General features: G+C 70.0%; 30 protein-coding genes. 22 read left to right on the forward strand and 8 right to left on the reverse strand.

From position 1 onward, the window contains the following. Window positions 1-15 precede the first annotated feature (15 nt). The 7 genes from ACQPXM_RS10085 to ACQPXM_RS10115 all read left to right on the forward strand — a co-directional run bounded on the left by ACQPXM_RS10085 (window position 16) and on the right by ACQPXM_RS10115 (window position 6,231). Entirely contained in the window at window positions 16-993 is a 978-nt protein-coding gene (locus tag ACQPXM_RS10085) for an aldo/keto reductase (RefSeq protein ID WP_432947122.1), read from the forward strand. A gap of 64 nt (window positions 994-1,057) precedes the next feature. Next, window positions 1,058-1,516: a Mov34/MPN/PAD-1 family protein gene (locus ACQPXM_RS10090; RefSeq protein ID WP_432947124.1), complete on the forward strand. Its 459-nt coding sequence runs from the start codon at window positions 1,058-1,060 to the stop codon at window positions 1,514-1,516. A gap of 1 nt (window position 1,517) precedes the next feature. After that, window positions 1,518-1,796: a MoaD/ThiS family protein gene (locus tag ACQPXM_RS10095; protein ID WP_077013584.1), complete on the forward strand. Its 279-nt coding sequence runs from the start codon at window positions 1,518-1,520 to the stop codon at window positions 1,794-1,796. Between the two features lie 2 nt (window positions 1,797-1,798). Then, window positions 1,799-2,746, forward strand: coding sequence for a PLP-dependent cysteine synthase family protein (locus tag ACQPXM_RS10100; protein ID WP_432947126.1), 948 nt, complete (start codon window positions 1,799-1,801; stop codon window positions 2,744-2,746). Between the two features lie 110 nt (window positions 2,747-2,856). Beyond that, the gene (locus tag ACQPXM_RS10105) at window positions 2,857-3,546 is read left to right on the forward strand and encodes a hypothetical protein (protein WP_432947128.1); all 690 of its coding nucleotides are present in this window, start codon (window positions 2,857-2,859) and stop codon (window positions 3,544-3,546) included. A gap of 25 nt (window positions 3,547-3,571) precedes the next feature. After that, window positions 3,572-5,569, forward strand: coding sequence for an ATP-binding protein (locus tag ACQPXM_RS10110; protein WP_432947130.1), 1,998 nt, complete (start codon window positions 3,572-3,574; stop codon window positions 5,567-5,569). Next, window positions 5,566-6,231, forward strand: a complete 666-nt coding sequence (locus ACQPXM_RS10115; RefSeq protein WP_432947132.1) for a response regulator — start codon at window positions 5,566-5,568, stop codon at window positions 6,229-6,231. The genes ACQPXM_RS10110 and ACQPXM_RS10115 overlap by 4 nt, the downstream gene beginning before the upstream one ends. Before the next feature lies 1 nt (window position 6,232). On the opposite strand, the gene ACQPXM_RS10120 is transcribed toward ACQPXM_RS10115, so the two are convergent. After that, the gene (locus ACQPXM_RS10120; protein ID WP_432947134.1) at window positions 6,233-6,586 is read right to left on the reverse strand and encodes a hypothetical protein; all 354 of its coding nucleotides are present in this window, start codon (window positions 6,584-6,586) and stop codon (window positions 6,233-6,235) included. A gap of 180 nt (window positions 6,587-6,766) precedes the next feature. On the opposite strand from ACQPXM_RS10120, the gene murI reads away from it, so the two are divergent. Further along, a complete protein-coding gene (gene murI, locus ACQPXM_RS10125; RefSeq protein ID WP_432947136.1) occupies window positions 6,767-7,570 on the forward strand; it encodes a glutamate racemase in 804 nt (267 codons plus the stop codon). 132 nt (window positions 7,571-7,702) lie between these two features. Further along, window positions 7,703-8,449, forward strand: a complete 747-nt coding sequence (locus tag ACQPXM_RS10130) for an MBL fold metallo-hydrolase (protein ID WP_432947138.1) — start codon at window positions 7,703-7,705, stop codon at window positions 8,447-8,449. A gap of 137 nt (window positions 8,450-8,586) precedes the next feature. Here ACQPXM_RS10130 and ACQPXM_RS10135 read toward each other — a convergent pair whose 3' ends face one another. Further along, complete coding sequence (locus tag ACQPXM_RS10135; RefSeq protein WP_432947140.1) at window positions 8,587-9,759, reverse strand: Gfo/Idh/MocA family protein; 1,173 nt, start codon at window positions 9,757-9,759, stop codon at window positions 8,587-8,589. A gap of 146 nt (window positions 9,760-9,905) precedes the next feature. Here ACQPXM_RS10135 and ACQPXM_RS10140 point away from each other — a divergent pair, with 146 nt between their 5' ends. The 4 genes from ACQPXM_RS10140 to ACQPXM_RS10155 are packed head-to-tail and all read left to right on the forward strand — an operon-like array spanning window position 9,906 to window position 12,643. Then, on the forward strand, window positions 9,906-10,730 hold the full coding sequence (locus ACQPXM_RS10140) for an SGNH/GDSL hydrolase family protein (RefSeq protein WP_432947142.1): 825 nt from the start codon (window positions 9,906-9,908) through the stop codon (window positions 10,728-10,730). A 10-nt stretch (window positions 10,731-10,740) separates the two neighbouring features. Further along, complete coding sequence (gene rph, locus ACQPXM_RS10145; protein WP_432947144.1) at window positions 10,741-11,457, forward strand: ribonuclease PH; 717 nt, start codon at window positions 10,741-10,743, stop codon at window positions 11,455-11,457. After that, entirely contained in the window at window positions 11,454-12,059 is a 606-nt protein-coding gene (rdgB, locus tag ACQPXM_RS10150; protein ID WP_432947146.1) for an RdgB/HAM1 family non-canonical purine NTP pyrophosphatase, read from the forward strand. Before rph ends, rdgB begins: the two co-directional genes overlap by 4 nt. Beyond that, window positions 12,059-12,643 (forward strand): hypothetical protein, encoded by a 585-nt coding sequence (locus ACQPXM_RS10155; protein WP_432947148.1) that lies wholly within the window; start codon window positions 12,059-12,061, stop codon window positions 12,641-12,643. The genes rdgB and ACQPXM_RS10155 overlap by 1 nt, the downstream gene beginning before the upstream one ends. Here ACQPXM_RS10155 and ACQPXM_RS10160 read toward each other — a convergent pair whose 3' ends face one another. After that, entirely contained in the window at window positions 12,644-13,615 is a 972-nt protein-coding gene (locus ACQPXM_RS10160; RefSeq protein ID WP_432947150.1) for a helix-turn-helix transcriptional regulator, read from the reverse strand. 102 nt (window positions 13,616-13,717) lie between these two features. On the opposite strand from ACQPXM_RS10160, the gene ACQPXM_RS10165 reads away from it, so the two are divergent. After that, window positions 13,718-14,113 carry a RidA family protein gene (locus tag ACQPXM_RS10165; RefSeq protein ID WP_432950982.1) on the forward strand — a complete coding sequence of 132 codons (396 nt, stop codon included), beginning with the start codon at window positions 13,718-13,720 and terminating at the stop codon, window positions 14,111-14,113. 12 nt (window positions 14,114-14,125) lie between these two features. Here ACQPXM_RS10165 and ACQPXM_RS10170 read toward each other — a convergent pair whose 3' ends face one another. After that, window positions 14,126-14,623 (reverse strand): N-acetyltransferase family protein, encoded by a 498-nt coding sequence (locus tag ACQPXM_RS10170; protein ID WP_432947152.1) that lies wholly within the window; start codon window positions 14,621-14,623, stop codon window positions 14,126-14,128. 30 nt (window positions 14,624-14,653) lie between these two features. After that, window positions 14,654-15,283 carry a LysE family translocator gene (locus tag ACQPXM_RS10175; protein WP_432947154.1) on the reverse strand — a complete coding sequence of 210 codons (630 nt, stop codon included), beginning with the start codon at window positions 15,281-15,283 and terminating at the stop codon, window positions 14,654-14,656. A gap of 107 nt (window positions 15,284-15,390) precedes the next feature. Between ACQPXM_RS10175 and ACQPXM_RS10180 the strand changes: the two genes are divergently transcribed. The 3 genes from ACQPXM_RS10180 (at window position 15,391) to ACQPXM_RS10190 (ending at window position 18,644) form a co-directional block, all read left to right on the forward strand. Beyond that, window positions 15,391-16,290, forward strand: coding sequence for a LysR family transcriptional regulator (locus ACQPXM_RS10180; RefSeq protein WP_432947156.1), 900 nt, complete (start codon window positions 15,391-15,393; stop codon window positions 16,288-16,290). A gap of 147 nt (window positions 16,291-16,437) precedes the next feature. After that, window positions 16,438-17,778: an FAD-dependent oxidoreductase gene (locus ACQPXM_RS10185; RefSeq protein WP_432947158.1), complete on the forward strand. Its 1,341-nt coding sequence runs from the start codon at window positions 16,438-16,440 to the stop codon at window positions 17,776-17,778. A gap of 182 nt (window positions 17,779-17,960) precedes the next feature. Then, complete coding sequence (locus ACQPXM_RS10190; protein WP_432947160.1) at window positions 17,961-18,644, forward strand: lytic transglycosylase domain-containing protein; 684 nt, start codon at window positions 17,961-17,963, stop codon at window positions 18,642-18,644. Window positions 18,645-18,650: 6 nt separating this feature from the next. Here the strand turns inward: ACQPXM_RS10190 and ACQPXM_RS10195 are convergent, their stop codons facing one another. Further along, complete coding sequence (locus tag ACQPXM_RS10195; RefSeq protein WP_432947162.1) at window positions 18,651-19,223, reverse strand: helix-turn-helix domain-containing protein; 573 nt, start codon at window positions 19,221-19,223, stop codon at window positions 18,651-18,653. 165 nt (window positions 19,224-19,388) lie between these two features. On the opposite strand from ACQPXM_RS10195, the gene ACQPXM_RS10200 reads away from it, so the two are divergent. The 5 genes from ACQPXM_RS10200 (at window position 19,389) to ACQPXM_RS10220 (ending at window position 24,787) form a co-directional block, all read left to right on the forward strand. Then, the gene (locus ACQPXM_RS10200; protein WP_432947164.1) at window positions 19,389-19,862 is read left to right on the forward strand and encodes a DinB family protein; all 474 of its coding nucleotides are present in this window, start codon (window positions 19,389-19,391) and stop codon (window positions 19,860-19,862) included. 129 nt (window positions 19,863-19,991) lie between these two features. Next, window positions 19,992-22,475: a X2-like carbohydrate binding domain-containing protein gene (locus ACQPXM_RS10205; RefSeq protein WP_432947166.1), complete on the forward strand. Its 2,484-nt coding sequence runs from the start codon at window positions 19,992-19,994 to the stop codon at window positions 22,473-22,475. Window positions 22,476-22,625: 150 nt separating this feature from the next. Next, window positions 22,626-23,348: an alpha/beta fold hydrolase gene (locus tag ACQPXM_RS10210; protein ID WP_432947168.1), complete on the forward strand. Its 723-nt coding sequence runs from the start codon at window positions 22,626-22,628 to the stop codon at window positions 23,346-23,348. A gap of 31 nt (window positions 23,349-23,379) precedes the next feature. Continuing rightward, the gene (locus ACQPXM_RS10215) at window positions 23,380-24,132 is read left to right on the forward strand and encodes a class I SAM-dependent methyltransferase (RefSeq protein WP_432947170.1); all 753 of its coding nucleotides are present in this window, start codon (window positions 23,380-23,382) and stop codon (window positions 24,130-24,132) included. Window positions 24,133-24,175: 43 nt separating this feature from the next. Next, window positions 24,176-24,787: a GNAT family N-acetyltransferase gene (locus ACQPXM_RS10220; protein ID WP_432947172.1), complete on the forward strand. Its 612-nt coding sequence runs from the start codon at window positions 24,176-24,178 to the stop codon at window positions 24,785-24,787. A 4-nt stretch (window positions 24,788-24,791) separates the two neighbouring features. On the opposite strand, the gene ACQPXM_RS10225 is transcribed toward ACQPXM_RS10220, so the two are convergent. Then, entirely contained in the window at window positions 24,792-25,502 is a 711-nt protein-coding gene (locus ACQPXM_RS10225) for an alpha/beta fold hydrolase (protein WP_432947174.1), read from the reverse strand. Window positions 25,503-25,628: 126 nt separating this feature from the next. Further along, window positions 25,629-26,303 (reverse strand): sigma-70 family RNA polymerase sigma factor, encoded by a 675-nt coding sequence (locus ACQPXM_RS10230; protein WP_432947176.1) that lies wholly within the window; start codon window positions 26,301-26,303, stop codon window positions 25,629-25,631. Window positions 26,304-26,395: the final 92 nt, after the last annotated feature.

Raw genomic sequence — 26,395 nt, forward strand, 5'->3', positions numbered from 1 at the left:
CCTAGGGTTGGCCGCATGGAGAAGCGGACGTTGGGGCGTACTGGTCGGGATGTCGGTGTGGTCGGGTTGGGGGCCTGGCAGCTCGGGGCCGACTGGGGTGAGGTCGGGGAGGACGAGGCGCTCGGCGTACTGCGGGCTGCGGTCGACGGTGGGGTGACGTTCATCGACACCGCCGACGTGTACGGCGACGGGCGCAGTGAGCGGCTGGTCGGGCAGGTGCTCAAGGAGTACGACGGCCTGACGGTCGCGAGCAAGATGGGGCGCCGGGTCGAGCAGAAGCTGGAGAACTACACGCTCGACAACTTCCGCGCCTGGAACGACCGGTCCCGGGAGAACCTGGACGTCGAGACGATCGACCTGGTCCAGCTGCACTGCCCGCCGACTCCGGTCTACTCGACCGACGCGGTGTTCGAGGCGCTGGACACGCTCGTCGCGGAGAAGCGGATCGCGGCGTACGGGGTGAGCGTGGAGACCTGCGCCGAGGCGCTCGCGGCGATCGCCCGGCCGAACGTGGCGTCGGTGCAGATCATCCTGAACGCGTTCCGCCTGAAGCCGCTCGACGAGGTGCTGCCGGCCGCCCGCGAGGCCGGCGTCGGGATCATCGCCCGCGTCCCGCTGGCCAGCGGTCTGCTGTCCGGCAAGTACGACGAGAACACCACCTTCGCCGCCGACGACCACCGCACCTACAACCGCCACGGCGAGGCCTTCGACGTCGGCGAGACCTTCTCCGGCGTCGACTTCCGCACCGGCCTGGACGCCGTCCAGCGCCTCGAGCCCTGGCTGCCGGCGGGCGCGACGATGGCCCAGTTCGCCCTGCGCTGGATCATCGACCAGCCCGGCGTCTCGGTCGTCATCCCCGGCGCCCGCAACCCCGAACAGGTCGCCGGCAACATCGGCGCCGCCGCCCTCGCCCCGCTCACCGAGGAACAGCTCCAGGCCGTCCGTTCGACGTACGACGAACTCGTCCGCCCCCAGGTCCACGATCGCTGGTAGTCCACATACTGGACCGGAGGCCGGGTTGGCGGGGACGCCTGGTCGCGCTCCGTATCGTGGAAGCGTGCTGATCATCGACCAGGCGACGTACGACGCGATCGTGGCGCACGCGCGGCGGGACCATCCGGACGAGGCGTGTGGGGTGGTGGCGGGGCCGGCCGGGTCGGACCGGCCGGAGCGCCACATCCCGATGCTGAACGCGGCGATGTCACCGACGTTCTACGAATTCAACTCCGGCGACTTGTTCAAGCTCTACAAGGAGATGGACGAGCGCGACGAGGAGCCGGTGGTGATCTACCACTCGCACACCGCGACCGAGGCGTACCCGTCGCGCACCGACATCAACCTGGCGCAGGAGCCGGGGGCGCACTACGTGCTGGTGTCGACCCGCGACGGTGCGGACTCGCCGGCCTACGACGGGCCGGTGGAGTTCCGCTCGTACCGGATCATCGACGGCGCGGTCACCGAAGAAGAAGTGCAGATCGTGGCCAATCACGGCAGCGGCAACCAAGGAGACAACTGAAATGGCGATCGAGCTTCGCGTCCCGACCATTCTGCGCACCTACACCGGGGGCGAGAAGGCGGTGAACGGCGACGGCAGCACGCTGGCCGAGTTCATCGACAACGTCAACGGCGCGCACCCGGGTCTGAAGGAGCGGATCGTCGAGGGTGAGCCGGAGGAACTGCGCCGGTTCGTGAACGTCTACGTCAACGACGAGGACGTGCGCTTCACCGGCGGCCTGCAGACCGGGGTCAAGGACGGCGACGTCGTCGTCGTACTGCCCGCGGTGGCCGGCGGCTGATCGTGCGTTTCGACAGCCTGCTCGACTCGGTCGGCGGTACGCCGCTGGTCGGGCTGCCCAAGCTCTCGCCCTCGGCCGACGTCCGGTTGTGGGCGAAGCTGGAGGACCACAACCCGACCGGCTCGATCAAGGACCGGGCGGCGCTGCGGATGCTGCTGGACGCCGAGAAGGACGGCCGGCTCCGGCCGGGCAACACGATCCTCGAGCCGACGTCGGGCAACACCGGCATCTCGCTGGCGATGGCGGCCAAGCTGCGCGGCTACCGGATGGTCTGCGTGATGCCGGAGAACACCTCCGAGGAACGCCGGCAGATCCTGCGGATGTGGGGCGTGGAGATCATCTCCTCGCCGGCCGCGGGCGGTTCCAACGAGGCCGTCCGGGTCGCCAAGCAGGTCGCCGAGGAGCACCCGGACTGGGTGATGCTCTACCAGTACGGCAACCCGTCGAACGCGGCCGCCCACTACGACGGCACCGCGCGCGAGATCTTCGAGGACCTCCCGTCGGTGACGCACTTCGTCGCGGGCCTGGGCACCACCGGCACGCTGATGGGCGCCGGGCGGTTCTTCCGCGAGCACAAGCCCGAGGTGCGGATCGTCGCCGCCGAGCCCCGGTACGGCGAACTGGTCTACGGCCTGCGCAACCTCGACGAGGGCTTCGTGCCCGAGCTGTACGACGCGTCGCTGATCGACGGCCGGTTCTCGGTCGGGCCGCGCGACGCCGTCCGGCGGGTGCGTGAACTGCTCGACAACGAGGGCATCTTCGCCGGCATCTCGACCGGCGCGATCCTGCACGCGGCGCTCGGCCAGGCGGCCAAGTGCGTGCGCGACGGCGAACAGGCCGACATCGCGTTCGTGGTCGCCGACGGCGGCTGGAAGTACCTGTCGACCGGCGCCTACGAAGGCACCATCGACGAGGCCGAGGACCGCCTGGAAGGCCAGCTCTGGGCCTGATCCGAACCGGCTGCTCGAGGTTCCCAGGCCGGTGGGACGATTCGTCCCTGGTGGCCGGGACGCCGGGACGCCCAAGGTCGAGACATTCCGTTTCGACCTTGGGAGGGCCCATGTCCAGCACCAGCACCAGCTCATCCGTTCCGGCCACGACCACCGGACGGCGCCTGCGCGCTGCGGGGTGGTCACTGATCGGCTCGTTCGTGGGTTTCGTGGTCGCGGTCGCGACGATGATCGCCACCGGCAACGGCTACGACGCCGCGTTGAACGAGGCCGCCGAGCGCCGCGGTGTCGGCCTCAACGATCTGCCGGCTGAGGCGATCGCGCCGATCAACCACCAGTACAACGACATTCCGAGCGGCATCCTGACGCTGTGCCTGATCCTGCTGGCGCTCGGCCTCTTCCTCACCGGCGTCCGGCTGGCCACCCGGAACAGCGGCGGACTCGGCAAGGCAGCGATCGCGGTCGCAGCGGTCATGCCGGTGTGCTGGCTGGCGGTGTACGCCCTGGAGTACTCGATCGGCGTCGACGAGCCCGAGCGCTGGTTCGACCTGTACGACGCGGCGTACGACCGGGCGATCGCCGTCAGCACCGTCGCTGGATCGCTGGCGTTGCTGGGCGTTGTGGTCGTGCTGCGGCGGGCCGGGGTGGCCCGGCGTACCGGCCTGGTGGTCGCGGTGCTGGCCGGACTCAGCGTCGTCACCGCGGTCGCGGTCGGCGCTCCGCCGGTCGTGCCGTTGCTGTTGGCCGCGATTGTCGGCATCGTGATGGTCAGGACGGCACGGTCCGGCACGGCCGGGTGATCGACCGTCGAACGGGAGTGGTGGGGTGGACCTGAGGATCCGGGTGCCGCAGACCGTCGCCGTGGGGGTCACGTTGGTGGCGCTCACGACGGCGGTACTCGGTACGCCGGCGGTCTACCGGCGGATCCAGGTCCCGTGCGAGGGCGGGATCTGTCTCCCGTTCGAGCGGCCCACCCGACCGTCGCAGGAGGTGCTCGCCGCCCTGCACGTGTCGGTGGCGGCCTACGCCGGGATCATCACCGTCGTCAGCTGGGCGCTGTTGCTGCTCGCCCTGTCTGTCAGCCTGGTTCTGGTCTGGCGCCGGCCGTCGCTGCTGGCCGGGGTGACCGGGATCCAGCTCGGCGGGATCTTCGCCGGCCCGTTCGTCGACGCGCTCGCCGAGCAGGGGGAGGCCACCGCGACGGTCCTGCGGACCATCGTGATCGCCGCGGTCCAGCTGACGATGCCGCTGCTGATCGGCCTGTTTCCCGACAACCGCTGGCACCCTGGCTGGTTCCGCTGGGCCTGGCCGGTGATCGGCCTGACCGGCGCCGCCCTCGTGGTCGGGCAACAGCTGGATGTGGTTCAGTCGACCTCCGCGGCGCAAGGCCTGTACGACCTGTTGTCGGTGCTGTTGCTGGCCGGCATCCAGGTCCACCGCTATGTGCGGGTGTCGGACTGGACCGCGCGGCAGCAGGCGAAGTGGTTCGTGCTCGGCTTCGTCCTGCTGGCCGCCAACGTCGTGGTCGCCACCGTGCTCGATGTCGCCGGGCTGGTGCAGCACTGGCAGCTCGGCGTGGTCGCGACGGCCTACGTCGCCTTCGTCGCGATGATCCTCGGACTGGCGTTCGCTCTCCTGCGCTATCGCCTGTACGACGTCAGCGTCGTTCTGCGGCGCACCTTCCTGTACGCCGGTGCGGTGATCGGGCTGGTGATCGCCTACGCCGGCCTGGTCGCGCTCGCCAGCCTTTCGATGGCGCGGGCATCGGCCTCGATGGTCGGAGCCGCGGCGGTAGCAGCCCTGGCACTGGGCGGCGGTCTGCTGGCTGCGCGCGCGGGCGGCTGGTTCCGGGACAGGCTGCTGGGAGCCAGTGGCCGTCCCGGCGGGGTGGCGGCGCTGCTGGCCCGGGGAATGACCGGCCAGGACGGTCAACCGGCGAACCTCGCCGAGACCATCGCGGCCGCACTCGTCCTGCCCTACGTCGCGGTCCTCGATGCCGACGGCCGGACCCTGTGGACCCACGGCGACCGCGTTCCGCCTGACATCCACCCCGAGAGTGTGGTCGACGGTTCCGGCGCGATGCTCGGCTCGTTGCTGCTGGCAACGACCAACGGGTCGCGGCTGTCCCGGCGGGAACGCCGGGCGCTGCGCGAGGTGCTGCCGTTCGTCGTACTGGTTCTGCGGGCGCAGCGGGAGTCCGGTGAACTGCGCGCGGCGCGCGCGGTGGCCGCCACCGCGCGCGAGGACGAGCGTCGCCGGTTGCGGCGCGATCTGCACGACGGAGTCGGGCCGCTGCTGGCCGGTCAGCTGCTCACCCTGGACTCCCTGCGGCTCGCCGCCGCCCGAGCGGCCGGCGAGGGGGACCTGCTTGCGCACCTCGAGGGCCAGGCCCGCGCCGCGATCACGGAGGTGCGGCGGATCAGTCGCGACCTTCAGCCGGCCGCGTTGAGCACCGGGCTCGGCGCGGCCCTCGAGGCCGAGGTGGAGCGGCTGCGCGTGGCGGGGCTGGACGTCCGGCTGCGGCACGCGCTGCCGGACGACGGTCTTCCGGCAGCGCTGGAGGTCGCGGCTCTGCGCATCGTCGCGGAAGCGCTGGCGAACGTCGTACGGCACGCCGGCGCGCGGGCTGTGACCGTGGACGTCGTCGCGACCGACGGCTGGATGGACGTCCGCGTCGCCGACGACGGGCAGGGATTCGGTGACGATGCGGTGCCGGGCGTCGGGCTGGCGTCGATGCGAGAGCGCACCGAGGAGCTCGGCGGGTGGCTGGACGTCGCGACGGATCCGTCCGGGACCCGCGTGCACGGAAGGATTCCGCGATGAACGACGAACCGGTGGAAGTGGTGCTGGTCGAGGACCATCCGATGTTCCGGCTCGGTCTGCGGACCCGGATCGAGCTCGACCCCGGACTGACCGTGGTGGGCGAGGCAGCGGACGGGCTGGAGGCGGTCGGCCTGGTCGAACGGCTGGCGCCGGACGTCGTCGTGGTGGACCTCAACCTGCCGGGGCTGAGCGGGATCGAGCTGATCCGGCGGCTCGGCGCCACCGCGCCCCGGGTCGCACCGCTGGTGCTGACCATGCTGGACGACGAGTCGGTGTTCGCGGCGGTGCGCGCCGGCGCGCGCGGCTACCTGCTCAAGGACGCCGAGCCGGACCGCATCCTGGCCGCGATCCGCGCGGTCGCCGCCGGGGAGGCGGTGTTCTCCGGCGCGGTCGCGGCGCGGTTGCTCGCGCTCGCGGCGCAACCGGCCGGATCGCACCGCGCACCGGTCTTCGCCGGACTGACGGAGCGGGAACACGAGCTCCTCGCCCTGATGGCCGGCGGCCTCGGCAACGCCGCGATCGGGCAACGGCTCGGACTGCGGCCGAAGACGGTCCGCAACTACGTCTCGAACGTGCTGACCAAGATCCAGGCCGCGGACCGCGCCGACGCCGTCCTGCGCGCTCGCTCCGCCGGGCTCGGTGACGGGCCGCGGCAGGGATGACTCAGGTCTTGAACAACACTTTGCGTCCCAGTCTCGGGTGAGTGCCGCGGCCCTTGCAGCTGTTGCACGGGCGGGTGGCGTAGTTGAACAACGTGCCGCGGTGCCGGCCCATGCCCTTGCAGCGATTGCATTTCGCGTTCGGGTGCAGGCGCAGGGACAGGACGTAGGCGGCGAAGGCGGCGGCCAGCAGCACCACCAGCATGCCGGTGGGCCCGAGGGCTCCGGCGATGGCGGCGGCGGTGCTGTCGGCGTTGGCGTCGGCAACCTGGCCGGCGGCTTGCCCGGCGGTGGTCGGTTGCGGATTCGGTGCGGCGGTGGAGCCCAGTGCCACCGCGATGTGGACTGCCAGGTTCATGGCATCGCGAGGGGCGGTCGGAAATACATCGCTCCAGAGTGGCGTGCGTCACGTCAGAATGCAATTCCGCAGAGTAAAGATGTGGACAACTCCGGCGTGTCGTTCGGAAGTCCTAGGGAAGGGTCGCTGCGGAACTGCCCGCTGCCGGTCCTGTCGGTGCCGCGGTCTAACCTAACGGTTGTGGCAGACGCACCGATCGGCATCTTCGACTCAGGCTTCGGCGGGCTCACGGTGGCGCGGGCGGTGCTGGACCAGCTGCCGCACGAACCGATCCTGTACCTGGGCGACACCGCCCGCCAGCCGTACGGGCCGAAGTCGATCGCCGAGGTCCGGGAGTACGCGCTGGAGTGCCTGGACCACCTGGTCGAGGCCGGCGTGAAGGCGCTGGTGATCGCCTGCAACTCCGCCAGTGCCGCGATGCTGCGCGACGCCCGCGAGCGGTACGACGTCCCGGTGGTCGAGGTGATCCTGCCCGCCGCCCGGCGCGCGGTCGCCGCGACCAGGAACCAGAAGGTCGGCGTAATCTGCACCCGCTCGACCGCCGCGTCGCTGGCCTACGACGACGCGTTCGCCGCCGCGCCGCAGGTCGAGCTGACCACGCAGGCGTGCCCCGAATTCGTTGATTTCGTGGAGTCCGGCGTGACGTCGGGCCCGGAGCTGCTCGCCGCGGCTCATGAATACTTGGACCCGCTGGTCGAGGCCGGCGTGGACACGCTGATCCTCGGCTGCACGCACTATCCGTTGCTGACCGGCGTGATCTCCTACGTGATGGGCGACGAGGTCACGCTGGTCAGCAGCGCCGAAGAAGGCGCCAAGGACGTGTACGGCGTACTGACCAAGGCCGACCTGCTGCGCGACGACGCGCTGCCCGCGCCGCAGCACCGCTTCGTCACCACCGGCAACCCGGCCGACTTCGCGGCGATCGGCTCTCGCTTCCTGGGGCCGGTGATCAGCACGGTCGACCAGTTCGCCTGGGTGCGCTGAGCCGACTGTGATCCAGGTCGCAGCAGCTGTTGTCCACGGCACCGGTTCCGCGCGTGATCGTCGGCAGGCAACCGTTCTGCGACCTTCCGGCGTGCTCTGCGCGGTGGACAACCCGCCGGTAATGTTCAAGGTATGAAGCTCACCGTGATCGGCTGCTCCGGGTCCGTGCCCGGGCCGGACTCGCCTGCGTCGAGCTACCTGGTCACCGCGGACGGGTTCCACCTGGTGCTCGACCTGGGCAGCGGCGCGCTCGGCGTGTTGCAGCGGCATCTCGGCGTACCGGAGATCGGCGCGATCGCGTTGTCCCACCTGCATCCCGACCACTGCATGGATCTGTGCGGCCTGTACGTCGCGGCGAAGTACTCGCCCGCGTCGCCGTTCCCGCGGATTCCGGTCTACGGCCCGCCGGGCACAGCCGGGCGGATGGCGCTGGCCTACGATCTGCCCGACGACCCGGGCATGCAGGAGGAGCTGGAGTTCCACACCTGGCAGGAATCCCAGCAGATCGGGCCCTTCACGGTCCGGACCGCGCCGATGGTGCACCCGGTCCCGGCGTACGCGATCCGGGTTGAGTACGGCAACAAGTCGCTGACCTACACCGGCGACACCGGGCCGAACGACGCCCTCGTCGAGCTGGCCCGCGGCACCGATCTCCTGCTGTCGGAGGCGGCCCAGCAGGACAACAATCCGGCCAATTCGGCCGATCTGCACCTGACGCCGTCCGCAGCCGGGGAACACGCGAAGCGGGCCGGGGCGAAGCGACTCGTGATCACCCACGTGCCGCCGTGGTACGACCGGGTCACGCAGACTGAGAACGCGCGCCGGACCTTCCCTGGCGAGGTGCTGACCGCGACACCGGGCGCCGTCTACGAGATCTGATGGCGCGGCACTTGCCGACGGCACCGGTCTGAGGTTGCGACGGCACCGGTCTGTGGATGTGACGGCAGCCGTCTGAGGATGCCGGCCGGCCACTCGCCGTGGCGCGAGTGGCCGTTTCGCGTTCTACCGCAGGGGATTCAGCGCTGCTGGCCGCCGTCGAAGTAGCTGACCAGCGCCGGGTCGAGCTGCGGGATGTCGATCGGCGTGCCGTTCTCGCGCAGGGACGTGGTCGCCGCGTAGCCGGCGGCGACGGCCGCGCGGGCGGCGATCGGGGAGGTCAGCGTGGTGCCGCCGTCGCGGACGAAACCGACGAACTCGTCGACCAGGCGCGGGTCGGCGCCGCCGTGGCCCTCGTCCTCGGAGGCGACCTCGACGACCTGGTCGGCGTCGGCGCGGTAGCCCGAACGGCCGCTGTTCCACACCTTCACGACGCTGCCGGAGGTGTCGCCGAAGTTCTCCAGCCGGCCGTGCGTGCCGATCACCGTGTAGTTGCGCCAGTAGTCCGGCGTGAAGTGGCACTGCTGGTAGCTGAGGAAAACCCCGTTGTCGAGCTGGAAGTTCGCCATCGACAGGTCCTCGACGTCCATCACCGGCGCCAGGCCCTTCTGCTCCAGCGGCGGCCAGTTGTCGTTCGACACGAACTCGTCGAACCGTTGTCCCGACCGGTCCTGGCGGTCCTCGATCCCGCCGTACAGGACGAGGCCGCCGAGCGCGGTCGCGTGGGTGGTGTAACCGCCGGCCAGCCAGTGCATCACGTCGATGTCGTGGGCACCCTTCTGCAGCAGCAGGCTGGTGGTCCGGCGGCGGTCGGCGTGCCAGTCCTTGAAGTAGAAGTCGCCGCCGTGCCCGACGAAGTGCCGGCACCAGATCGCCTTCACCTCGCCGATCGCGCCGGACCGGATCAGTTCGCGCATGGTCTGGACGACCGGCATGTGCCGCATGTTGTGGCCGACGTACAGGCGGGTGCCGCTCTCGTACGCCGCCTGCAGGACCCGGTCGCAGCCCGCGGTGGTGATCGCGAGCGGCTTCTCCACGAACACGGCGACGCCGGCCCGGAGGAAGTCGATCGCCGGGTCCTCGTGCAGGTCGTCGGGGGTGGTCAGGAAGACGCCGTCGAGCTTCAGGTCGAGCAGTTCGCGGTAGTCGCCGTACGCCGTGGCGTCGGGGTACGTCGTCAGCGCGGCCTGGCGCTGCTTCTCGGCCGGATCGCAGACGGCCACGATCTCGGCGCCCTCGCCGGGGTGGTGGGCGTGCCGGGCGAGTTGACTGCGCTGGCCGAGTCCGACCACACCGAACCGAAGATCAGTCATCGTTCACTACTCCTGCACGTAGTTGTTTGTAAGAGCCTATGTCCGAACACTTCCGCCCTTCAACACCTGTTTGCTCCCGCCGTGTTGCCCCGCCGTTTCGCCAGCCCTCACCCGGCACCCGCTCAGCCACGTCACCATGACGGAACGTGAGCCTCCACTACGTGGCACTCGGCGACTCGACCACCGTGGGTGTCGGGGACCCGAAAGACGGCAGCACGACCGACCTATCCGGTGCCGGAGCGCGTCCGGGGCAGGGGTGGCGGGGCTGGGCCTCGCTGCTCGCCGACTCCCTGGGCAGTTCCCACCGTGTGACGTTCTCCAACTACGCGATCAGTGGCGCGACCGCGCCGCGGGTGGTCGCCGAGCAGCTCCCCGAGATCGGCCCGGAGCCGATCGACCTGGCCTCGCTGATCGTCGGCCTGAACGACACGCTCCGTTCGACCTTCGACCCCGGCCAGATTCGCGACTGCCTGCACCACTGCGCCGCGGAGCTGACCGGACGAGGCGCACTGCTCCTGACCGTCCGGTTCCACGATCACGGACAGGTGTTCGGGCTGCCGACCTGGCTGCGCCGGCCGCTGTGGCAGCGGATCGAGCAGGTCAACGCCGTGTACGACGACCTGTTCCTGCAGTACGGCGGGATCCGGCTCGACATGGCCGACTACCCCGAGGTGTACCGCCGGGACTTCTGGTCGGTGGACCGCCTGCATCCGGGCGAGCGGGGTCACCGCCGGCTGGCCCGGGCGTTCGCCGACGAGCTGGCCGCGCGCGGAGTACGGATCGACGTACCGCCGGAGCTGGACTGTGCCGGCGAGCCGCCGAGCCGCTGGGCCGACACGGTCTGGATGGTCAAGGAAGGCGCTCCATGGCTCGGGCGCCGCGCCGGGGACCTGACGCCGTGGGCCGCGCGGATGGTGCTCGCGCAGTTCCGTCCGCCCGCCGATGCGGGGGTGCGGCGACTTCGGGCATAAGGTTTTCGGCATGGCTCGTAGCGACGGACGTACCCCTGACCAGCTTCGCCCGGTGACCCTGACCCGGAACTGGCTCGACCACGCCGAAGGATCGGTGCTGGTCGAGTTCGGCCGGACCCGGGTGCTGTGCGCGGCCTCGGTCACCGAGGGCGTGCCGCGCTGGCGCAAGGGATCCGGTCTGGGCTGGGTCAGCGCGGAGTACGCGATGCTGCCGCGCTCGACCAACACCCGCTCCGACCGCGAGTCGGTGAAGGGCCGGATCGGCGGCCGCACGCACGAGATCTCCCGGCTGATCGGGCGCTCGCTGCGCGCGGTGATCGACTACAAGGCTCTCGGCGAGAACACGATCCTGCTCGACTGCGACGTACTGCAGGCCGACGGCGGCACGCGGACGGCGGCGATCACCGGCGCGTACGTCGCGCTGGCCGACGCGGTGTCGTTCCTGCGCGACCGCAAGGCGCTGAAGGGCGAGCCGCTGACCGGATCGGTCTCGGCGGTGTCGGTCGGCATCATCGACGGCGCTCCGATGCTGGACCTCTGCTACGAGGAGGACGTGCGGGCCGAGACCGACATGAACCTGGTGCTGACCGGCGAGGGCAAGTTCATCGAGGTGCAGGGCACGGCCGAGGGCGCGCCGTTCGATCGCGCCGAGCTCGACGCGCTGCTGGAGCTGGGCACGGCCGGCTGCGCCGAGCTGACGAAGCTGCAGCTGGAGGCGCTGGCATGAGCAAGGTGCTGCTCGCGTCGAACAACGCGAAGAAGCTCGAGGAACTGCGCCGGATCCTGGCGCCGATCGTGCCGGGCATCGAGGTGCTCGGGCTCGGCGACGTCCCGGCGTACGACGAACCGGCGGAGACCGAGCCGACGTTCGAGGGCAACGCGCTGCTCAAGGCCCGGGCGGCCGTAGCGGCGACCGGGTTGCCGTCGATCGCGGACGACAGCGGCATCCGTGTCGACGCGCTGAACGGCATGCCCGGCGTACTGTCGGCGCGGTGGTCGGGCCCGGCCAAGGACAACCACGCGAACAACCTGCTGCTGCTCGGGCAATTGGAGGACGTGCCCGACGAGCGTCGCGGCGCTGCTTTCGTCGCGGCTGTCGCGTTCGTCCGTCCGGACGGCGTCGAGGAGGTCGTGCGGGGCGAGATGCGCGGCTCGGTGATCCGTGAACTGCGCGGCACCGGCGGCTTCGGGTACGACGTGCTGTTCGTGCCCGAGGGCTACGACCGCACCACCGCGGAGTTGTCGATCGAGGAGAAGGACGCGATCAGCCACCGGGGCAAGTCGCTGCGCGCCCTCGCCCCGCTCGTCGCCAAAGCCCTGGAGGCCTGATGCTGTTCGCCGGAACCGACACCGAAGGCGTCGCCGAGGGCCGCATCACCGCGGCGTACCGGCGCTGGGCCGAACCGCGCGTCGTCGAGGGCCGGATCTACCGCACCAACGCCGGCCGGATCGAGATCGACAGCATCAAGCGGGTCAACCCCGACCTGATCTCCGACTACGACGAGATGCTGCACCTGGCCGGCCGCGCGAACGCCAAGGACGTCCGCCGCCGGCTGCGCGGTGACGAGACCCTGCCCACCTGGCTGATCCGCTTCCACCTGGTCGAAGGCCCGGACCCCCGCGACGAACTCGCCAACGCGGCCGACCTCACCCCCGCCGACGTCGAGGAGCTGACCGGCAAGCTCGCCCACCTGGACAGCTTCAAGGAGACGCCGTGGACGCTCGCCACGCTCCGGCTCATCCAGGCCAACCCCGCGACGCGGGCCGCGGATCTCGCGAGTCAGCTGGACCGCGACACCCCGGGCTTCAAGATCGACGTCCGCAAGCTGAAGAACCTCGGCCTCACCCACAGCCTGGAAGTCGGCTACGAACTGACCCCTCGGGGCACGGCGTACCTGAAGGCGTTGGACTGATCAGCTGTCGTCATAACACTTCACCATCGCGGCCGCGCGTTGGTGCAGTTTGTCGCGTAACCACTGTGGGGTAAGGGTTTCCGCGTTGGTTGCCAGCTGCCACAGGGCCCATTCGGCGTGTCTGGCGTCCTGGAAGGTCACTTCCAGGCGGAGCCAGCCGTCTGGGTCAGAGTTCTCGGAGAGTACGGCGAGCGCTGTGCCGACGAGGTCTTTACGGCGTGCTGGGTTCACTCTTGCTTGGACGGTGACTTGGTCGCCGCCGGTGCGGAACTGGGTGCTGCGTTCCTGCCAGGCACGGTCCAGATCGACGTGGTCTGGACGCTCGGCTGGTTCGGTGAGTTCTTCGGCCGCCAGGAGGCGGGACAGGCGGTAGGTGCGGTCGGCTCCCGCTTTCGTGGCCAGCAGGTAGCCCTGGCCTCGAACGGTGACGAGGCCGACGGGGTCGACCGTGCGCCACTCCGGGTCCTTGCCCAGGGCAACGTAGTGGATGCGGAGTTTGTGTCCGGCGAGCACCGCGCGCCGGACCTCGGCGACGACGGTGTCGGGTGCCTCCTCGGCGACCTCGCGGCGGGAGAGGAGGTCGATCTCGGGTTCGAGCAGCAAGCGCTGGGCCGCGCCCGTCGCGGCGTCGCGGTAGCCGGCGGGCAGGGCGTCGACCACCTTGAGCATGGCGGAGGCGAGCGCCGAGCCGAGGCCGAAGGCCTGGGCGCCACGGCGCGAACCGGCGACCAGCAGGGCGAGGGCCTCGTCGTGGTTCAGCCCGATGAGTTCGGTCCGGAAGCCGGGCAGCAACGCGAATCCGCCGTGGCGGCCGCGTTCGGCGTACACCGGGACGCCGGCGGCCGACAGCGCCTCGATGTCGCGCAGCACCGTGCGGGTGGACACCTCCAGCTCCTGGGCCAGTGCCGTCGCGGACAACCGGCCGCGCTGGCGGAGCAGCAGGACCAGCGAGACCAAGCGGTCGGCGCGCATACGGGAAACCCCTCCGGAATACACGACCAAGGGTGTCGTGATTTGTTGACAGGCTCATCGGCGTACGGACTTTTCGACGAACCGAATGGAGCTGAAGTGGCAGTGGAACGTACGGCGATCAACCCGGTGACCTGGTCGACGGAGCTGGGATTCAACCAGGGTGAGGTCGTCTCCGGGCACACGCGGACCTTGTACTGCTCGGGGCAGACGGCGATGAATGCCGACGGCAAGCCCGAGCACGACGGCGATCTGGCGGCCCAGCTGGCGTTGAGCCTCGACAACCTGGAGGCCGTGCTGGGGGAGGCCGGCATGTCTCTCGCGAACCTGGTGAGGCTGAACGTCTACACCACCGACGTGGACTTGCTCTTCCAGCACTACGGTGTCCTGGCGTCGCGGTTGGGTGCCGCGCGGGTGGCGCCGACCACCACGATGCTCGGCGTGACCCGGCTCGCGATCCCTGGCCAGCTGGTCGAGCTCGAGGGCACCGCTGTCGCGTGACGTCCGGGACGGCTAGCAAGCGCGCTCGTACTCGACTTGCGCCATTGCTTGTCCGTCCCCGAAATCCCTGGTCTGCGTGGCGCCGGTCTCGGCGAATCCGCACTTGCTGTAGAACCGCCGAGACTGCGCCGTGTCGCGCAACGTCCACAGATGCACCCGGGTGAACCCGTCGTCCCGCAACACCTGCAACGTCGCTTCCATCAACGCCGCCGCGACTCCTGATCCCCAGCCGTCCGGATGCCCGTAGAAGCTGTAGATCTCGGCCAGTCCGGACCGAGTCGCGGACTCCATCACCCACGCCATCGCCAGCGGCCGCCCGTCCACCGATCCCAGCATTACGATGCCTTCACCGGAACTGATCCGGTCGTGCCATCGGGTCAAGCGGCTCTTGATCTCCCGGGCCGCGAACTGCTCGTCGAAGAACGGTGCATAGGCCGCCGCCCACGCCGCCGCGTGGATCTCGCCCACCGCGTCCCCGTCATCGGCCATCGCTCGTCGTACTTCGATCATGGTCCGACCGTAGGAGGTCGCGCCGACAGTTCAGGTCGTGGCGCCGAGGATCAGCCCGGCCGCCAGGGCGCCGTACGCCGTACCGGCGAAGCGGGGCAGCCACTGGTTGGCGGCCCGGTGCTGCCGCAGGAAGCGACCGACCCGGACGGCGCCGCTGCCGATCGACAGGTCGACGACCAAGCCCACCAGCAGCATCGTCAGTCCGAGGGCGAACAGTTGCAGCGCTTGACGGCCCAGGCTCGGGTCGACGAACTGCGGCAGGAAGGCCAGGTAGAACAGCAGGATCTTGGGATTGGTGAGGTTGTTGACCAGACCGCGCACGTAGACCGGGCCGAACCGGTCCGGCGCCGTCTCACCCGCCGTCGCCGGAGTGAGCTCGGACTTGCGCAGGGACTGGAAGGCCAGCCACACCAGGTAGCCGGCGCCGGCGAAACGCAGCAGGTCCATGGCGATCGGGGCCGCTCGCAGAACGGCGGCCAGGCCGAGCGCGACCGCGCTGGTGTGCACCAGCATCCCCGTGGCGGTGCCACAGGCGGCTGCGCGACCTGCGCGGCTGCCGCCGGTCAACCCCTGGGCCAGGATGAACAGCATGCCGGGACCCGGCGTGAAATTGATGATCAGGGCGGCGACCAGAAAGGTGGCGAACAGTTCGGCGTTCATCGACTTCTCCTCGGATGGCGGGTTGTGGTGGTGGTTCCAGCGTCGGCCTCCGAGTGGTATGACGTCTAATGCCAATATCGGCGACAACCCATAGATATCCTTGATCTATGTTCAACCTGGTTCAGCTCAGCGTCCTGGCCGCGGTCGGCCGGCACGGATCAGTGACCGAAGCGGCGAAGGAGCTGCACTACTCCCAGCCGTCGGTGAGCCACCACTTGGCGCGGCTGGAAGCCGCCGCCGGCGTGAAGCTCGTTCAGCGGGTCGGTCGCGGCATCCGGTTGACGCCGGAAGGCCAACTGCTGGCCCATCGCGCCGCCGAGATCGTGGGCCGGGTCGACGCGGCGAGCAGTGAGCTCGCGGCGCAGGTCGGGCTGCAGTCGGGACGGGTCCGGCTGGCCGCCAACGCCTCGGCGCTCAGCACGCTCGTGCCGAAGGCGGTCGACGCGCTGGCGCAGACCTATCCCGGGATCGAGCTGAGCCTGATCGATCGTCACCCGGTCGAATCGCTGCAACTGCTGCGGCACGGCGAGGTCGATGTCGCCGTGGTCTTCCGGTACGCCAATGCGCCGGCCGAGTCCGGCGAGTTCCGCCTGGTTCAGCTCGGCGACGATCCGATCCACTTGATCAGCAGACGGGTCGGCGACAGCCTCGCGGACCATCGCGAGTCGTCCTGGATCGGCGGGTGCGACCGCTGTATGGCGGAGTTGCTCGCTGTGTGCCGCAGCGCGGACTTCGATCCCAGGATCGGCTCGCACAGCGACGACATCGTCGTCGTTCAGGCGCTGGTCGCGGCCGGTCTAGGCGTTGCCCTGCTGCCCGGCCTCGCGCTGCAGGCCCATCGTCGTCCCGACGTCCAGGCCACCGAGCTCGTCGGTTTGCGCCGGCAGATCCAGGCGGCGACGTACGGCGAACCGCCCGACCCGCCGGCTGTCGCCGCCGTCCTGGATGCGCTCGCGGCGGCCAGCGCATTACAGGAGGTTGAAGGGCGTCCCGGCCACGTCTCGTAGACCGGGCAACGAGCTGCGCGGGCCGGCAAGGCGGAGATGATTTCGGCGTCGGCCGGGGCTCGTGTGAGGTCAGTCTCAGGAGTTGGGTTCGCGTCCCCGGACCGGTTAAGTTGCTTAGGCAAGCCTTACCTAGGATCTGGGGAGACCGTGCGAGACCTCCGAGTCGCCGTCGTCGGCGCTGGACCGGCCGGTATCTACGCCGCCGACATTCTGACCAAGGAGCACGAAGGTGCTCACGTCGACCTGATCGAGCGGCTGCCGGCGCCGTTCGGGCTGGTGCGGTACGGCGTGGCGCCGGATCATCCGCGGATCAAGGAGATCATCAAGGCGCTGCACCGGGTGGTCGGGCGGGACCGGATCCGGTTCCTCGGCAACGTCGAGTTCGGCGCCGACCTCAAGCTCGAGGACCTGCGCCGGCACTACGACGCGGTGATCTTCGCGACCGGCGCGATCTCGGACCGCGAGCTCGCCATTCCGGGCATCGACCTGCCGGGCAGCTACGGCGCGGCCGACTTCGTCAGCTGGTACGCCGGGCATCCCGACGTACCGCGGGACTGGCCGCTGGAGGCCCGTCAAGTCGCGGTGATCGGCGCCGGCAACGTCGCGCTCGACGTCGCGCGGATGCTGGCCAAGCCGGCCGACGAGCAGCTCACCACCGAGATCTCGGACAACGTCTACCGCGGCCTGAAGGCGAACCAGGCCACGGACGTGCACGTGTTCGCGCGGCGCGGGCCGGCGCAGATCAAGTTCACGCCGATGGAGCTGCGCGAGCTGTCGCACTCGCCGAACGTGGACGTGATCGTGCACCCCGAGGGCTTCGAGATCGACGAGGCGAGCCAGAAGGCCATCAACTCCAGCAAGGGCACGCGGCTGGTCGTCGACACGCTGCTCAAGTACCTCGAGGCGGAGCCGACCGGCGCCGCGCACCGGATCCACATCCACCTGTGCCACGCGCCCGTCGAGATCCTGGGCGAGACGCGCGTCGAGGGCCTGCGCACCGAACGCACCGAGCTGCAGGGCGACGGGACTGTCCGGGGCACCGGCGAGTACGTCGACACTCCGGTGCAGGCGGTCTATCGCGCGGTCGGGTACCTGTCGTCGAACCTGCCCGGCCTGCCGTTCGACCACCAGGCCGGGGTGATGCCCAACGCCGGCGGCCGCGTGCTCGACATGGACGATGTACCGCTGCCGGGGGTGTACGTCACGGGCTGGATCAAGCGCGGGCCGATCGGGCTGATCGGCCACACCAAGTCGGACGCCGCCGAGACGATCGCCAACCTGCTCGCCGACATCGACCAGCTGCCCCGGCCCGAACTCGAGGACCCCGAGGCGATCCTCGAGCACCTCGCCGCGCGGGGTGCGACGATCGTCGATGCCGAGGGATGGACGAAGCTGGACGCGCACGAACTCGCGCTCGGTGAAGCCGCCGGGCGGGAACGCATCAAGGTCGTTCCGCGCGAGGACATGCTGCGGGCTGCCCGAGGCTGACGTCGCACGGCGGCGACCATGCCGGTGCCCGCCGACTCGCCTCACTTCGAGCACCGCTCAGCCATTCCTCGGTCGGTGAAGTGGCTGGGCGGTGCCCAAGTTCGGCGCCGTTGGTGCTGCCGCGTCACATGGGACGTGGTCGGTAGGCTGGGGGCTTGAGCTGGCGGACCTGAGAGGTGCGGGTGAGCAAGGGCTGGTGGTGGCTGGCGATCGGTGCGGTCGCGGTGGCGGCCTGGGCGGCGCGTCCGGACTCGCCCGATGCCGAAACCTCGGCGGACACCCCGCCCGCGTCCACCACGACCAAAGCGCCGACCTCCGCCCCGACGTCCACCGGGTCCAAGCCGAAGCCGAAACCGACCGGCGCCGACTGGTGGACCGACTACGACCCCGCGCACTTCGCCGTCCAGGTGAAGCGGTCGGCCGCCGCGGCGAAGGTCGACCCGCAGCTCCTGATGGCGATTCTCTACAACGAGTCGTACAAACCGCACGACCCCGAGTTCGAACGCGCCTGGCTGCGCATCGACTCCAACCCGGCGCTGGGCATCGCCAACATGCACCGCGCCGCCTTCGAGGACACCCAACGCGGAAGCCGATTCGCCGGCCGCACGTGGGAGGAACTTCCTGACCACCCCGAACTCGCGATCGAAGCCGCCGCCTGGCACCTGCGCGACCTCGCCGCCCGCCTGCCCGGCAAACCCCGCACCGACCTGAAGAAGCACGAATTGATTGCCCTCGGCTACAACGCCGGCCAGGGCAACATGCGAGCGTTCGCCCGGGGCGTGAAACCCGGACCCCAAGCCCAGTCCTACCTGGACCGCCTTCGCGACAACTGGGACAAGTCCGGCGAGGCCCTCACAACAAGCTGACAACCGTCACCGCTTGGCCGGCGACAGGTGGGCGCGCTCGCCCTGCGGGCCGAACAGGGTGAGCAGTTCGGCCGGGCGGTGGTCGGCGCTGCCGATCCAGTGCGGGACCCGGGTGTCGAACTCCGCGGCCTCGCCCTCGGCGAGCAGGAACTCCTGGTCTCCGAGGACGAAGCGCACCTTGCCGTTCAGCACGTAGAACCACTCGTAGCCCTCGTGCGTCTGCCGCTTGGTCGTCGACGCGCGGCCGGCCGGTGGATAGATCACCTTGTACGCCTGCATGCCGCCGGCTCGTCTGGTCAGCGGCACGATCGTCAGGCCTGATCGGCGGATGGGACGCAGGTGGATGCGGGGATCGCCGGTCGGTGGGGCGGCGACCAGATCGTCGAGCGGTACGCCGTGCGCACGCGCCAGCGGGAGCAGTTGCTCCAGCGTCGGGCGGAGTTTGCCGTTCTCCAGGCGGGACAGCGTACTCGCGGTGAGGCCGGTCTCGGTGGCGAGGCCGGCCAAGGTGGCGCCTCGCGCCTGGCGGAGTGCGCGCAGGCGTGGGCCGACTCCGGCCAGCACGTCATCGTTGCTCATGGCCACATCATGCGGATCCGCAACATTCTTTGCAACAACGAAAGCACCAGAGGGAGGGTGGCGACAACACCGGACAAGGAGACAACCCATGGACGCAGAACGCTTCTCGGACAACCTGGACGCCACGGTCACCGACAATGTCCTTCTCATCCAGCGGGTCGGCCGATGACGGACAGGAAACCGCCGCGTACAACAACTGACGAGAAGGCCACGCTGGTGGGATTCCTCGACTACCTGCGCGACGCGATCGCGGGAAAGGTCGCCGGCGTTCCCGAGCCGGACGTGCGGACAGCGGGAGTGCGATCCGGCACGAACCTGCTGGGCCTGGTCAAGCACCTGACCGCCGTCGAGCGGGTCTACCTGCTCGGCGACGACGTCCGCGATTGGCCGGGCACCATGCGTCCATCGACGAAGGAAACCGTCGACGGCGTACTGGCGGCGTACCGGGAGGTCAGGGCGCGGGCCGACGAGGTGATCGACGCCTGCCCGGATCTGGCGCTGCCCGCGCCGGGGCCGCCGAGGCGTGGGCCGAAGCCGTCGATGCGCTGGGTTCTGGTCCATCTGATCGAAGAGACCGGCCGGCACGCGGGCCACGCCGACATCCTCCGTGAGCAGTACGACGGCTCCACCGGTCGCTGAAACTAATTTCTTCACAGGGGACAGAAAGTCTTGACAACCCTCCGGCGAGCGTTCAGGGTTCCAATATCCTATCCGATCCGCCCCGGTCGGTACGGCTCACTCGAACGACCACAGAGAGGGTCACCGCTCATGACCAGATCCCGTCGACCCAAGGCGATCAGAGGCCTGATCGCCGGGCTCGCCGTCGCCGTCGTCCTGCCGATCGGCGCGTCGGCCGTGTCCTCCGCCGCCCCGATCACCCCGGGCACGACCACCGCGGTGGGCAAGGCGGCGCCGGCCGAGGTCACCGCGCCGGACGCCGAGCCGTTCGCGCCCGCCGGGCCGATCGCCGCGAAGCCCTACATGGGGTGGAGCAGCTACAGCATGCAGGTCTACTCGCCCGAGGGCGGCAAGTGGATCACGGCCGACCAGATCAAGGCCCAGTCCGACGCGATGCACCGCAAGCTGCAGCCGTACGGCTACGACCACATCAACATCGACGCCGCCTGGAACGACGGCATCGACGCCTACGGGCGGCCGACGCCGAGCAAGACCCTGTACCCGAACGGGTTCCAGGAGGTCATCGACCACATCCACGACAACGGCCAGAAGGTCGGCATCTACGGCATCCCGGGCATCTCCGACGGCGTGCTGAAGGCGAACCTGCCGGTCTACGGGCACCCGGAGTGCCGCACCGGTGACCTCGCCGCCGAGCCGCGCCAGCAGGGCGACTACTGGGGCTTCGGCTACCGCATCGACATGACCAAGCCGTGCGCGCAGCACTACATCGACTCGATCGCCGACCTGTACGCCGAGTGGGGCATCGACTTCCTGAAGTTCGACAGCGTCACGCCGGGCTCGGGCAAGAACGACCTGTCGCTGGACGCCCGCGACGAGGTCAAGGGCTGGTCGCAGGCGCTGGCCCGGCACAAGATCTGGCTCGAGCTGTCGTGGGCCCTCGACATCCGGTACGCCGACTACTGGAAGCAGGTCGCGAACGGCTGGCGGATCGACTGGGACATCGAGTGCTACTGCCCTGGTGAGGCACTCACCGCCTGGCCGAACGTCTCGCGGCTGTTCCCGAAGCTGGCCGACTGGTGGCGCCACGCGGGCCCCGGCGGCTGGAACGACCTCGACTCGCTCAACATCGGCAACGGATCGATGGACGGCCTGACCCGCGACGAGCGCCGTACGGCGGCCACCCTGTGGGCGGTCTCGGCCGCGCCGTTCTACCTCGGCAACGACATGACCAAGCTGGACTCGTACGGCCTGGACCTGCTGACGAACCGCGAGGTGATCGCGGTGAACCAGGCCGGCCGCCCCGCGCAGCCGGTGTCGACCAAGACCAACCGTCAGGTCTGGTACTCGCTCAACCCGGACAGCTCCTACACCGTTGCCCTGTTCAACCTCGGCACCACCGAGGCCGACATGACGGCCACCTTCGCCGACCTGGGCCTGGACGGCGCCGCGTCGGTGCGCGACGTGTGGGCGAAGAAGGACCTGGGCACGTTCGCGACCGGGTACACCGCGCAGGCCGTCCCGCCGCACGGCGCCCGGCTGTTCAAGGTCACCCCGCGGCCCAAGGCGTCGATCCGCGTCAACGACGACGACCTGCGCGTGCAGTACGACGGCGACTGGCAGCGCAACAACAACCGCGAGGTCTCGGCGGTGACCGAACCGCTGACCGTCAAGGTCTCGGACACCTCCACGGGCACCCAGGCGCCGACCGACAACGCCGGCGTCCGGACGGTCACGCTGAACAACGACGACCCGAAGATCAACTACACCGGGTCGTGGAGCCGCAGTACCGGCCGTGGCATGGGTGACTACCAGGACGACGTCCAGTACACCGAGGCCAACGGCGACTCGTTCTCGCACACGTTCGTCGGCACCGGTGTCGACTACGTGACCGAGACGCACGAGTCGCAGGGCGAGGTGGAGATCTACATCGACGGCGAGCTCAAGCAGACCGTCAACACCTACCAGGCCGAGGGCCGCGGTGCGCAGCAGAAGGTCTTCAGCATCTCCGACCTGCCGAACGGGACGCACACGATCCGCGGGGTGAAGAAGTCGGGTCAGTTCATGCTGCTCGACAAGCTGGACGTCCGGCAGGTCAGCCTGCTGAACCCCGACACGGTGACCTTCGACAAGTCGGCTCCGGCCGACGTCACGATCCAGATCGCCCGCGACTCCAGCGAGCTGTCGTCGATCGCGAAGGCCGGCAAGGTGCTGGTCAAGGGCACCGACTACACCGTCGACGGCCGCAACGTCACGCTGAAGAAGGAGTTCCTGGCCAACCAGCCGACCGGTGACAACGCGCTGGACTTCACCTTCCGCGGCGACTACCGCGACGACGTCCACGCCACCACCGCCAACGGCGCCTCGGTCAGCTTCGGCTTCCGCGGTACGTCGGTCGACTGGATCACCGCCAAGGCCCCCGACCAGGGCGAAGCCGACGTCTACCTCGACGGCAAGCTCGTCCGCCGGGTCAGCCTGCACAGCGACGAGCGCAGTACGCTCCAGCAGGCCTTCAGCCAGACGGGCCTGCAGGACACCAACCACACCCTCCGCATCGTGAAGGTCTCCGGAGACGTCCTCCGCACCGACCAGCTCCGCTACACGACCGCGAGGTAGTTCCTCCTCCCACCCGCGGGCCGGCCGATGCTTCCATCGGCCGGCCCGCGGTCTCGTGTCATCACCCTGCGGCTGCCGTCGCTCGTCACAGCCGGCCTGGCTGTTCGGTCAATGCTGGTGACATCGACCGCTAGGCAGGAGAGCAGAGCCATGAGTGTCCTGAAACCCACCATCGTCCTCGTCCATGGGGCGTTCGCGGAGTCGGCGAGCTGGAACGGGGTGATCGAGCGACTGCGGGCGGAGTCGCTGGACGTCGTCGCGGTCGCCAACCCGTTGCGCGGACTGGCCGAGGACGCGACGTACGTACGGGACGTGATCGCCGGGATCGGCGGGCCGGTCGTCCTGGTCGGGCACTCGTACGGCGGCATGGTGATCACCGAAGCCGCGACCGACAACGCGTCGGTTCTCGCGCTCGTGTACGTCGACGCGTTCGCGCCCGAGCACGGGGAGAGCGCGTTCGAGCTGGCGGCCAAGTTCCCGGGCAGCACGCTCGGCGAAGCCGTATCCGCCTACCCCGTCTCGTCCGGTGGGAACGAGCTGGTCATCCGGCCGGACAAGTTCCACCACCAGTTCGCGGCCGACGTCCCGGCCGACCAGGCCGCGCTGATGGCCGCGACGCAGCGGCCGGTGACCGAGAAGGCGCTGACCGACCCGTTGCCCACCGACCGGCCGGCGTGGCGGACGATCCCCTCGTGGTTCGTGATCAGCGACCAGGACCTGAACATTCCGGTCGCGGCCCACCGCTACTTCGCCGAACGGGCCGGCGCCCGGGCGACGCGCGAAGTGGCCGGAGGCTCGCACGCGCTGAGCGTCTCGCAGCCCGCCGAAGTTGCCGCAGGCATCCTCGACGCGGTCACGGCGGTGTCCAACTGAAGCCGATGCCCGAGCCCGACGGCGGTCCGGGATGACCGCGACGGCAATGGTGGCCGAGTTCGACGACGTCGCGGGCTGGACCGCCGACGCCGTCGAGCGGCTCGGTGACCGGTACGCGATCCCCGCCGCCTGCCGGGGCAGCGCGAGCCCGGCCGCCCTGGCCTGGCTGGCCGAGGCCTGCGAACTGTCCGCCGGTACGACGCTGCTGGACGTCGGCGCGGGAGTCGGCGGTCCGACGGCCTGGGCGGCGCGGCGGTTCGGCGTACGGCCGGTGCTGGTCGAACCGATGCAGACGGCGTGCCGCGCCGCGCGGCGACTGTTCGGACTGCCCGTGATCGCGGCCGACGGCGGCCGGATGCCCTTGCGGACAAGCTCGATCGACACAGCTTGGTGCCTGGGGGTGTTGTGCACCGTGGAGGACAAGGCCGCGCTGCTCGCTGAGATCCGTCGCGTCCTGCGGCCCGGCGGCTCGCTCGGACTGCTGGTTGTTGTTGCCCGCGACAACCAGTGGCGGCCGCTTCCGGACGGCAACCACTTCCCGACCCAAGACGAGCTCGCCGAGCTGCTGGACCGCACCGGATTCGCGCTGATCGAGCAGACGACGCGCCCCGACAGTACGCCGCTGTCGTGGTCGCGACGCGTCGAGGAGGTGACCGCGGCGGTCGCCGCGCAACACCGCGCAACACCCGCCTACGCTCTGGCCGCCCGGCAGACCGAGCGACTCGGCCGGCTGTTCAGGTCCGGCCATCTGTCCATGCAGTTGCTGCACGCCGTCAGCCGCTGAACGGCGTGATGTCACAGACGACCGCGCTACCCGGTCATTGCCCATGCCGGTCAAGACCCAGCAGGAGGACGAGATGGAGCCGAGGATCGACACCGAACGCCTGGTGATCAGGCCGTGGCGCGACGACGACGCGCCGGCCGCGCTGGCGATCTACGGCGACGAGGAGGTGACGCGCTGGCTGACGCCGGAGATGGACCAGGTCCCGGACGAGCCCGCCATGCGCGCCGTACTGCGGCGCTGGCAGACCGGCGACGTGGCACCGGTCAGCCACTGGGCGGTGCAGGAGCGCGACACGCGCCGGCTGGTCGGTGGCGTGGCACTCCTGCGGCTGGCGCCGTGGCAGGACATCGAGATCGCCTGGCAGCTGGCGCGTACGGCGTGGGGCCGCGGCTACGCGGCGGAGGCGGGCGAGGCGCTGGCCCGCTGGTCGATGCACTATGCAGCCGTCGACGAACTGTTCGCTCTCGTCGGGTCCTCGAACACCCGCGCGGCGGCGACCGCCGAGCGGATCGGCATGGAGTGGATCGGCGAGACGGACCGGTATCACGGGCAACCGCTGGAGCTGTACCGGCTGCGCCACGACGATCTGCCGTACTGCGAAACCTGTGAGGGCGCTCTGGAGACCGACGCCGTGACGGCTGGTCGTACGCCCTGATCGGTCAACCGTGCAGGACGTCGGCGATCGCCGCGGTCACGACGTCCGGAGCGGAGACCGGCAGGGAATGCGAAGCGCCGGCCACCTCACGAATCCCCCTCGCCCCCGCGCGACGCGCCATCGCGCGATGCACCGCGACCGGGATGACCAGATCCTCGTCCCCGAAGGCGAACCACGACGGCAGCCGCTTCCACGCTGGTACGCGGGCCGGCAACGCGGCCATCAGCGCCGCCTGCGCCACCGGCCGCTGCGTCACGCTCATCAGCGCGGCTCGACCGGCCGCGACGTCAGCCGCGACGAGTCGGTGGAACGTGTCGCGGGCGATCGTCAGCTCGACGCCGCCGGTGCTGATCGGCGAGGCCGCCAAGGCGTGGGCGAGCATGCTGCCGGGGGACCGGCCGATCAGCTCGAACGCGCTCTCGCCGTGGTCGGGAGCGAACGCGGCGACGTACACCAACCCTCGGACGGCGTGGGTGTGCGCCGCCGCCTCGGTGATCACCGTTCCGCCGTACGAGTGGCCGACGAGAACGACCGGCCTGCCGAGGCCGGCGATCACGTCCCGGACGTAGGCGGCGTCCACGGCGAGGCCGCGCAGGGGGGTGGCGACAGCGACGGCCTCGATCGAGCGGGCGCGCAATCGCGTGAGGACGTCGCCCCAGAGCGCGGACTCGGCGAACGGGCCGTGCACCAGCAGGACCATCGGCCGCTCGTTCATCGGGACTCCTGGCTGTGCGGACGCTTCCGCCGGGCGAGTACGCCCGAGCACAGGAATGACAGGGAGCACGCCTCCGTTGTGACGAGATGACGCTGCGTATGGCCCCGCGACCTTGATTCCGGCTGCTCAGCGACCGCCGAGGTCAGCGGTCAGCAGGTCCTCCAGGTCTGTGAGGTCGCCGGCCCGGGCAGCCTTGAGAAAGGCGTTCAGCAACTGCCGGTGGGCGTGGGGCGACACCGGTGCCCTGCGATCGACGCTGAGGTGGCCGCGGGCGCGGCTGACCAGTTGCCGGGTGTTGGCCGCGCGGGTGTGCAGCATCTCGGAGATCCGCCCGTACGGGTAGTCGAAGGCCTCACGCAGGACGTACGCGGCGCGTTCGCGGGGTGGCAACGTGCCGAGCAGCGTGAGGACGGCCAGCTCGACGTCTTCGCCGAGCTCTGCCTCGGCGGCCGGGTCGTCGTCGGTGCAACCGAGCTGCTCCTGGTACCACTCGCCGACCGGTGTCTCGCGCCGGCGACGGGCCGACTGGCTGACGTTGATGGCGAGCCGGACGGTCATCGTCACCAGGAACGCGTGCGGGTCCGCGACCACGGTCCGGTCGGTACGCTGCCAGCGCAGCCAGATCTCCTGCACGACGTCCTCGGCGTCGCTCGCGCCGGCCAGGACCCGGCCGGCGATCCGCAGCAACCGTGGCCGGGCACTGACGAAAACCGCGACGCCGTCGTCGGAGGTGCCGTCGGCCGTGGGACTAGGCAGCTGCGTGGGACTTTCTGTGGGTGCCTTGGACACGGTGACGGTCACGGCTCCGGCTCCTTCCCCTCCGCCGGCACCTCGCGGTGCCTGTGTCACCACCGTCCCGCCCGGAGCCGGTGCACCGCGCCCTGGGAAGTCCG

The sequence above is a fragment of the Kribbella sp. CA-253562 genome (assembly GCF_050942265.1).
Lineage (GTDB): Bacteria > Actinomycetota > Actinomycetes > Propionibacteriales > Kribbellaceae > Kribbella.

Bases quoted from the DNA above. Each gene is read 5' to 3' on its own strand.
- ACQPXM_RS10085 (WP_432947122.1), top strand. From the start codon at position 16: ATGGAGAAGCGGACGTTGGGGCGTACTGGTCGGGATGTCGGTGTGGTC.
- ACQPXM_RS10095 (WP_077013584.1), top strand. From the start codon at position 1,518: ATGGCGATCGAGCTTCGCGTCCCGACCATTCTGCGCACCTACACCGGG.
- ACQPXM_RS10105 (WP_432947128.1), top strand. From the start codon at position 2,857: ATGTCCAGCACCAGCACCAGCTCATCCGTTCCGGCCACGACCACCGGA.
- ACQPXM_RS10115 (WP_432947132.1), top strand. From the start codon at position 5,566: ATGAACGACGAACCGGTGGAAGTGGTGCTGGTCGAGGACCATCCGATG.
- ACQPXM_RS10120 (WP_432947134.1), bottom strand. From the start codon at position 6,586: ATGAACCTGGCAGTCCACATCGCGGTGGCACTGGGCTCCACCGCCGCA.
- ACQPXM_RS10130 (WP_432947138.1), top strand. From the start codon at position 7,703: ATGAAGCTCACCGTGATCGGCTGCTCCGGGTCCGTGCCCGGGCCGGAC.
- ACQPXM_RS10135 (WP_432947140.1), bottom strand. From the start codon at position 9,759: ATGACTGATCTTCGGTTCGGTGTGGTCGGACTCGGCCAGCGCAGTCAA.
- rph (WP_432947144.1), top strand. From the start codon at position 10,741: ATGGCTCGTAGCGACGGACGTACCCCTGACCAGCTTCGCCCGGTGACC.
- rdgB (WP_432947146.1), top strand. From the start codon at position 11,454: ATGAGCAAGGTGCTGCTCGCGTCGAACAACGCGAAGAAGCTCGAGGAA.
- ACQPXM_RS10155 (WP_432947148.1), top strand. From the start codon at position 12,059: ATGCTGTTCGCCGGAACCGACACCGAAGGCGTCGCCGAGGGCCGCATC.
- ACQPXM_RS10160 (WP_432947150.1), bottom strand. From the start codon at position 13,615: ATGCGCGCCGACCGCTTGGTCTCGCTGGTCCTGCTGCTCCGCCAGCGC.
- ACQPXM_RS10170 (WP_432947152.1), bottom strand. From the start codon at position 14,623: ATGATCGAAGTACGACGAGCGATGGCCGATGACGGGGACGCGGTGGGC.
- ACQPXM_RS10175 (WP_432947154.1), bottom strand. From the start codon at position 15,283: ATGAACGCCGAACTGTTCGCCACCTTTCTGGTCGCCGCCCTGATCATC.
- ACQPXM_RS10180 (WP_432947156.1), top strand. From the start codon at position 15,391: ATGTTCAACCTGGTTCAGCTCAGCGTCCTGGCCGCGGTCGGCCGGCAC.
- ACQPXM_RS10195 (WP_432947162.1), bottom strand. From the start codon at position 19,223: ATGAGCAACGATGACGTGCTGGCCGGAGTCGGCCCACGCCTGCGCGCA.
- ACQPXM_RS10200 (WP_432947164.1), top strand. From the start codon at position 19,389: ATGACGGACAGGAAACCGCCGCGTACAACAACTGACGAGAAGGCCACG.
- ACQPXM_RS10205 (WP_432947166.1), top strand. From the start codon at position 19,992: ATGACCAGATCCCGTCGACCCAAGGCGATCAGAGGCCTGATCGCCGGG.
- ACQPXM_RS10210 (WP_432947168.1), top strand. From the start codon at position 22,626: ATGAGTGTCCTGAAACCCACCATCGTCCTCGTCCATGGGGCGTTCGCG.
- ACQPXM_RS10215 (WP_432947170.1), top strand. From the start codon at position 23,380: ATGACCGCGACGGCAATGGTGGCCGAGTTCGACGACGTCGCGGGCTGG.
- ACQPXM_RS10220 (WP_432947172.1), top strand. From the start codon at position 24,176: ATGCCGGTCAAGACCCAGCAGGAGGACGAGATGGAGCCGAGGATCGAC.
- ACQPXM_RS10225 (WP_432947174.1), bottom strand. From the start codon at position 25,502: ATGAACGAGCGGCCGATGGTCCTGCTGGTGCACGGCCCGTTCGCCGAG.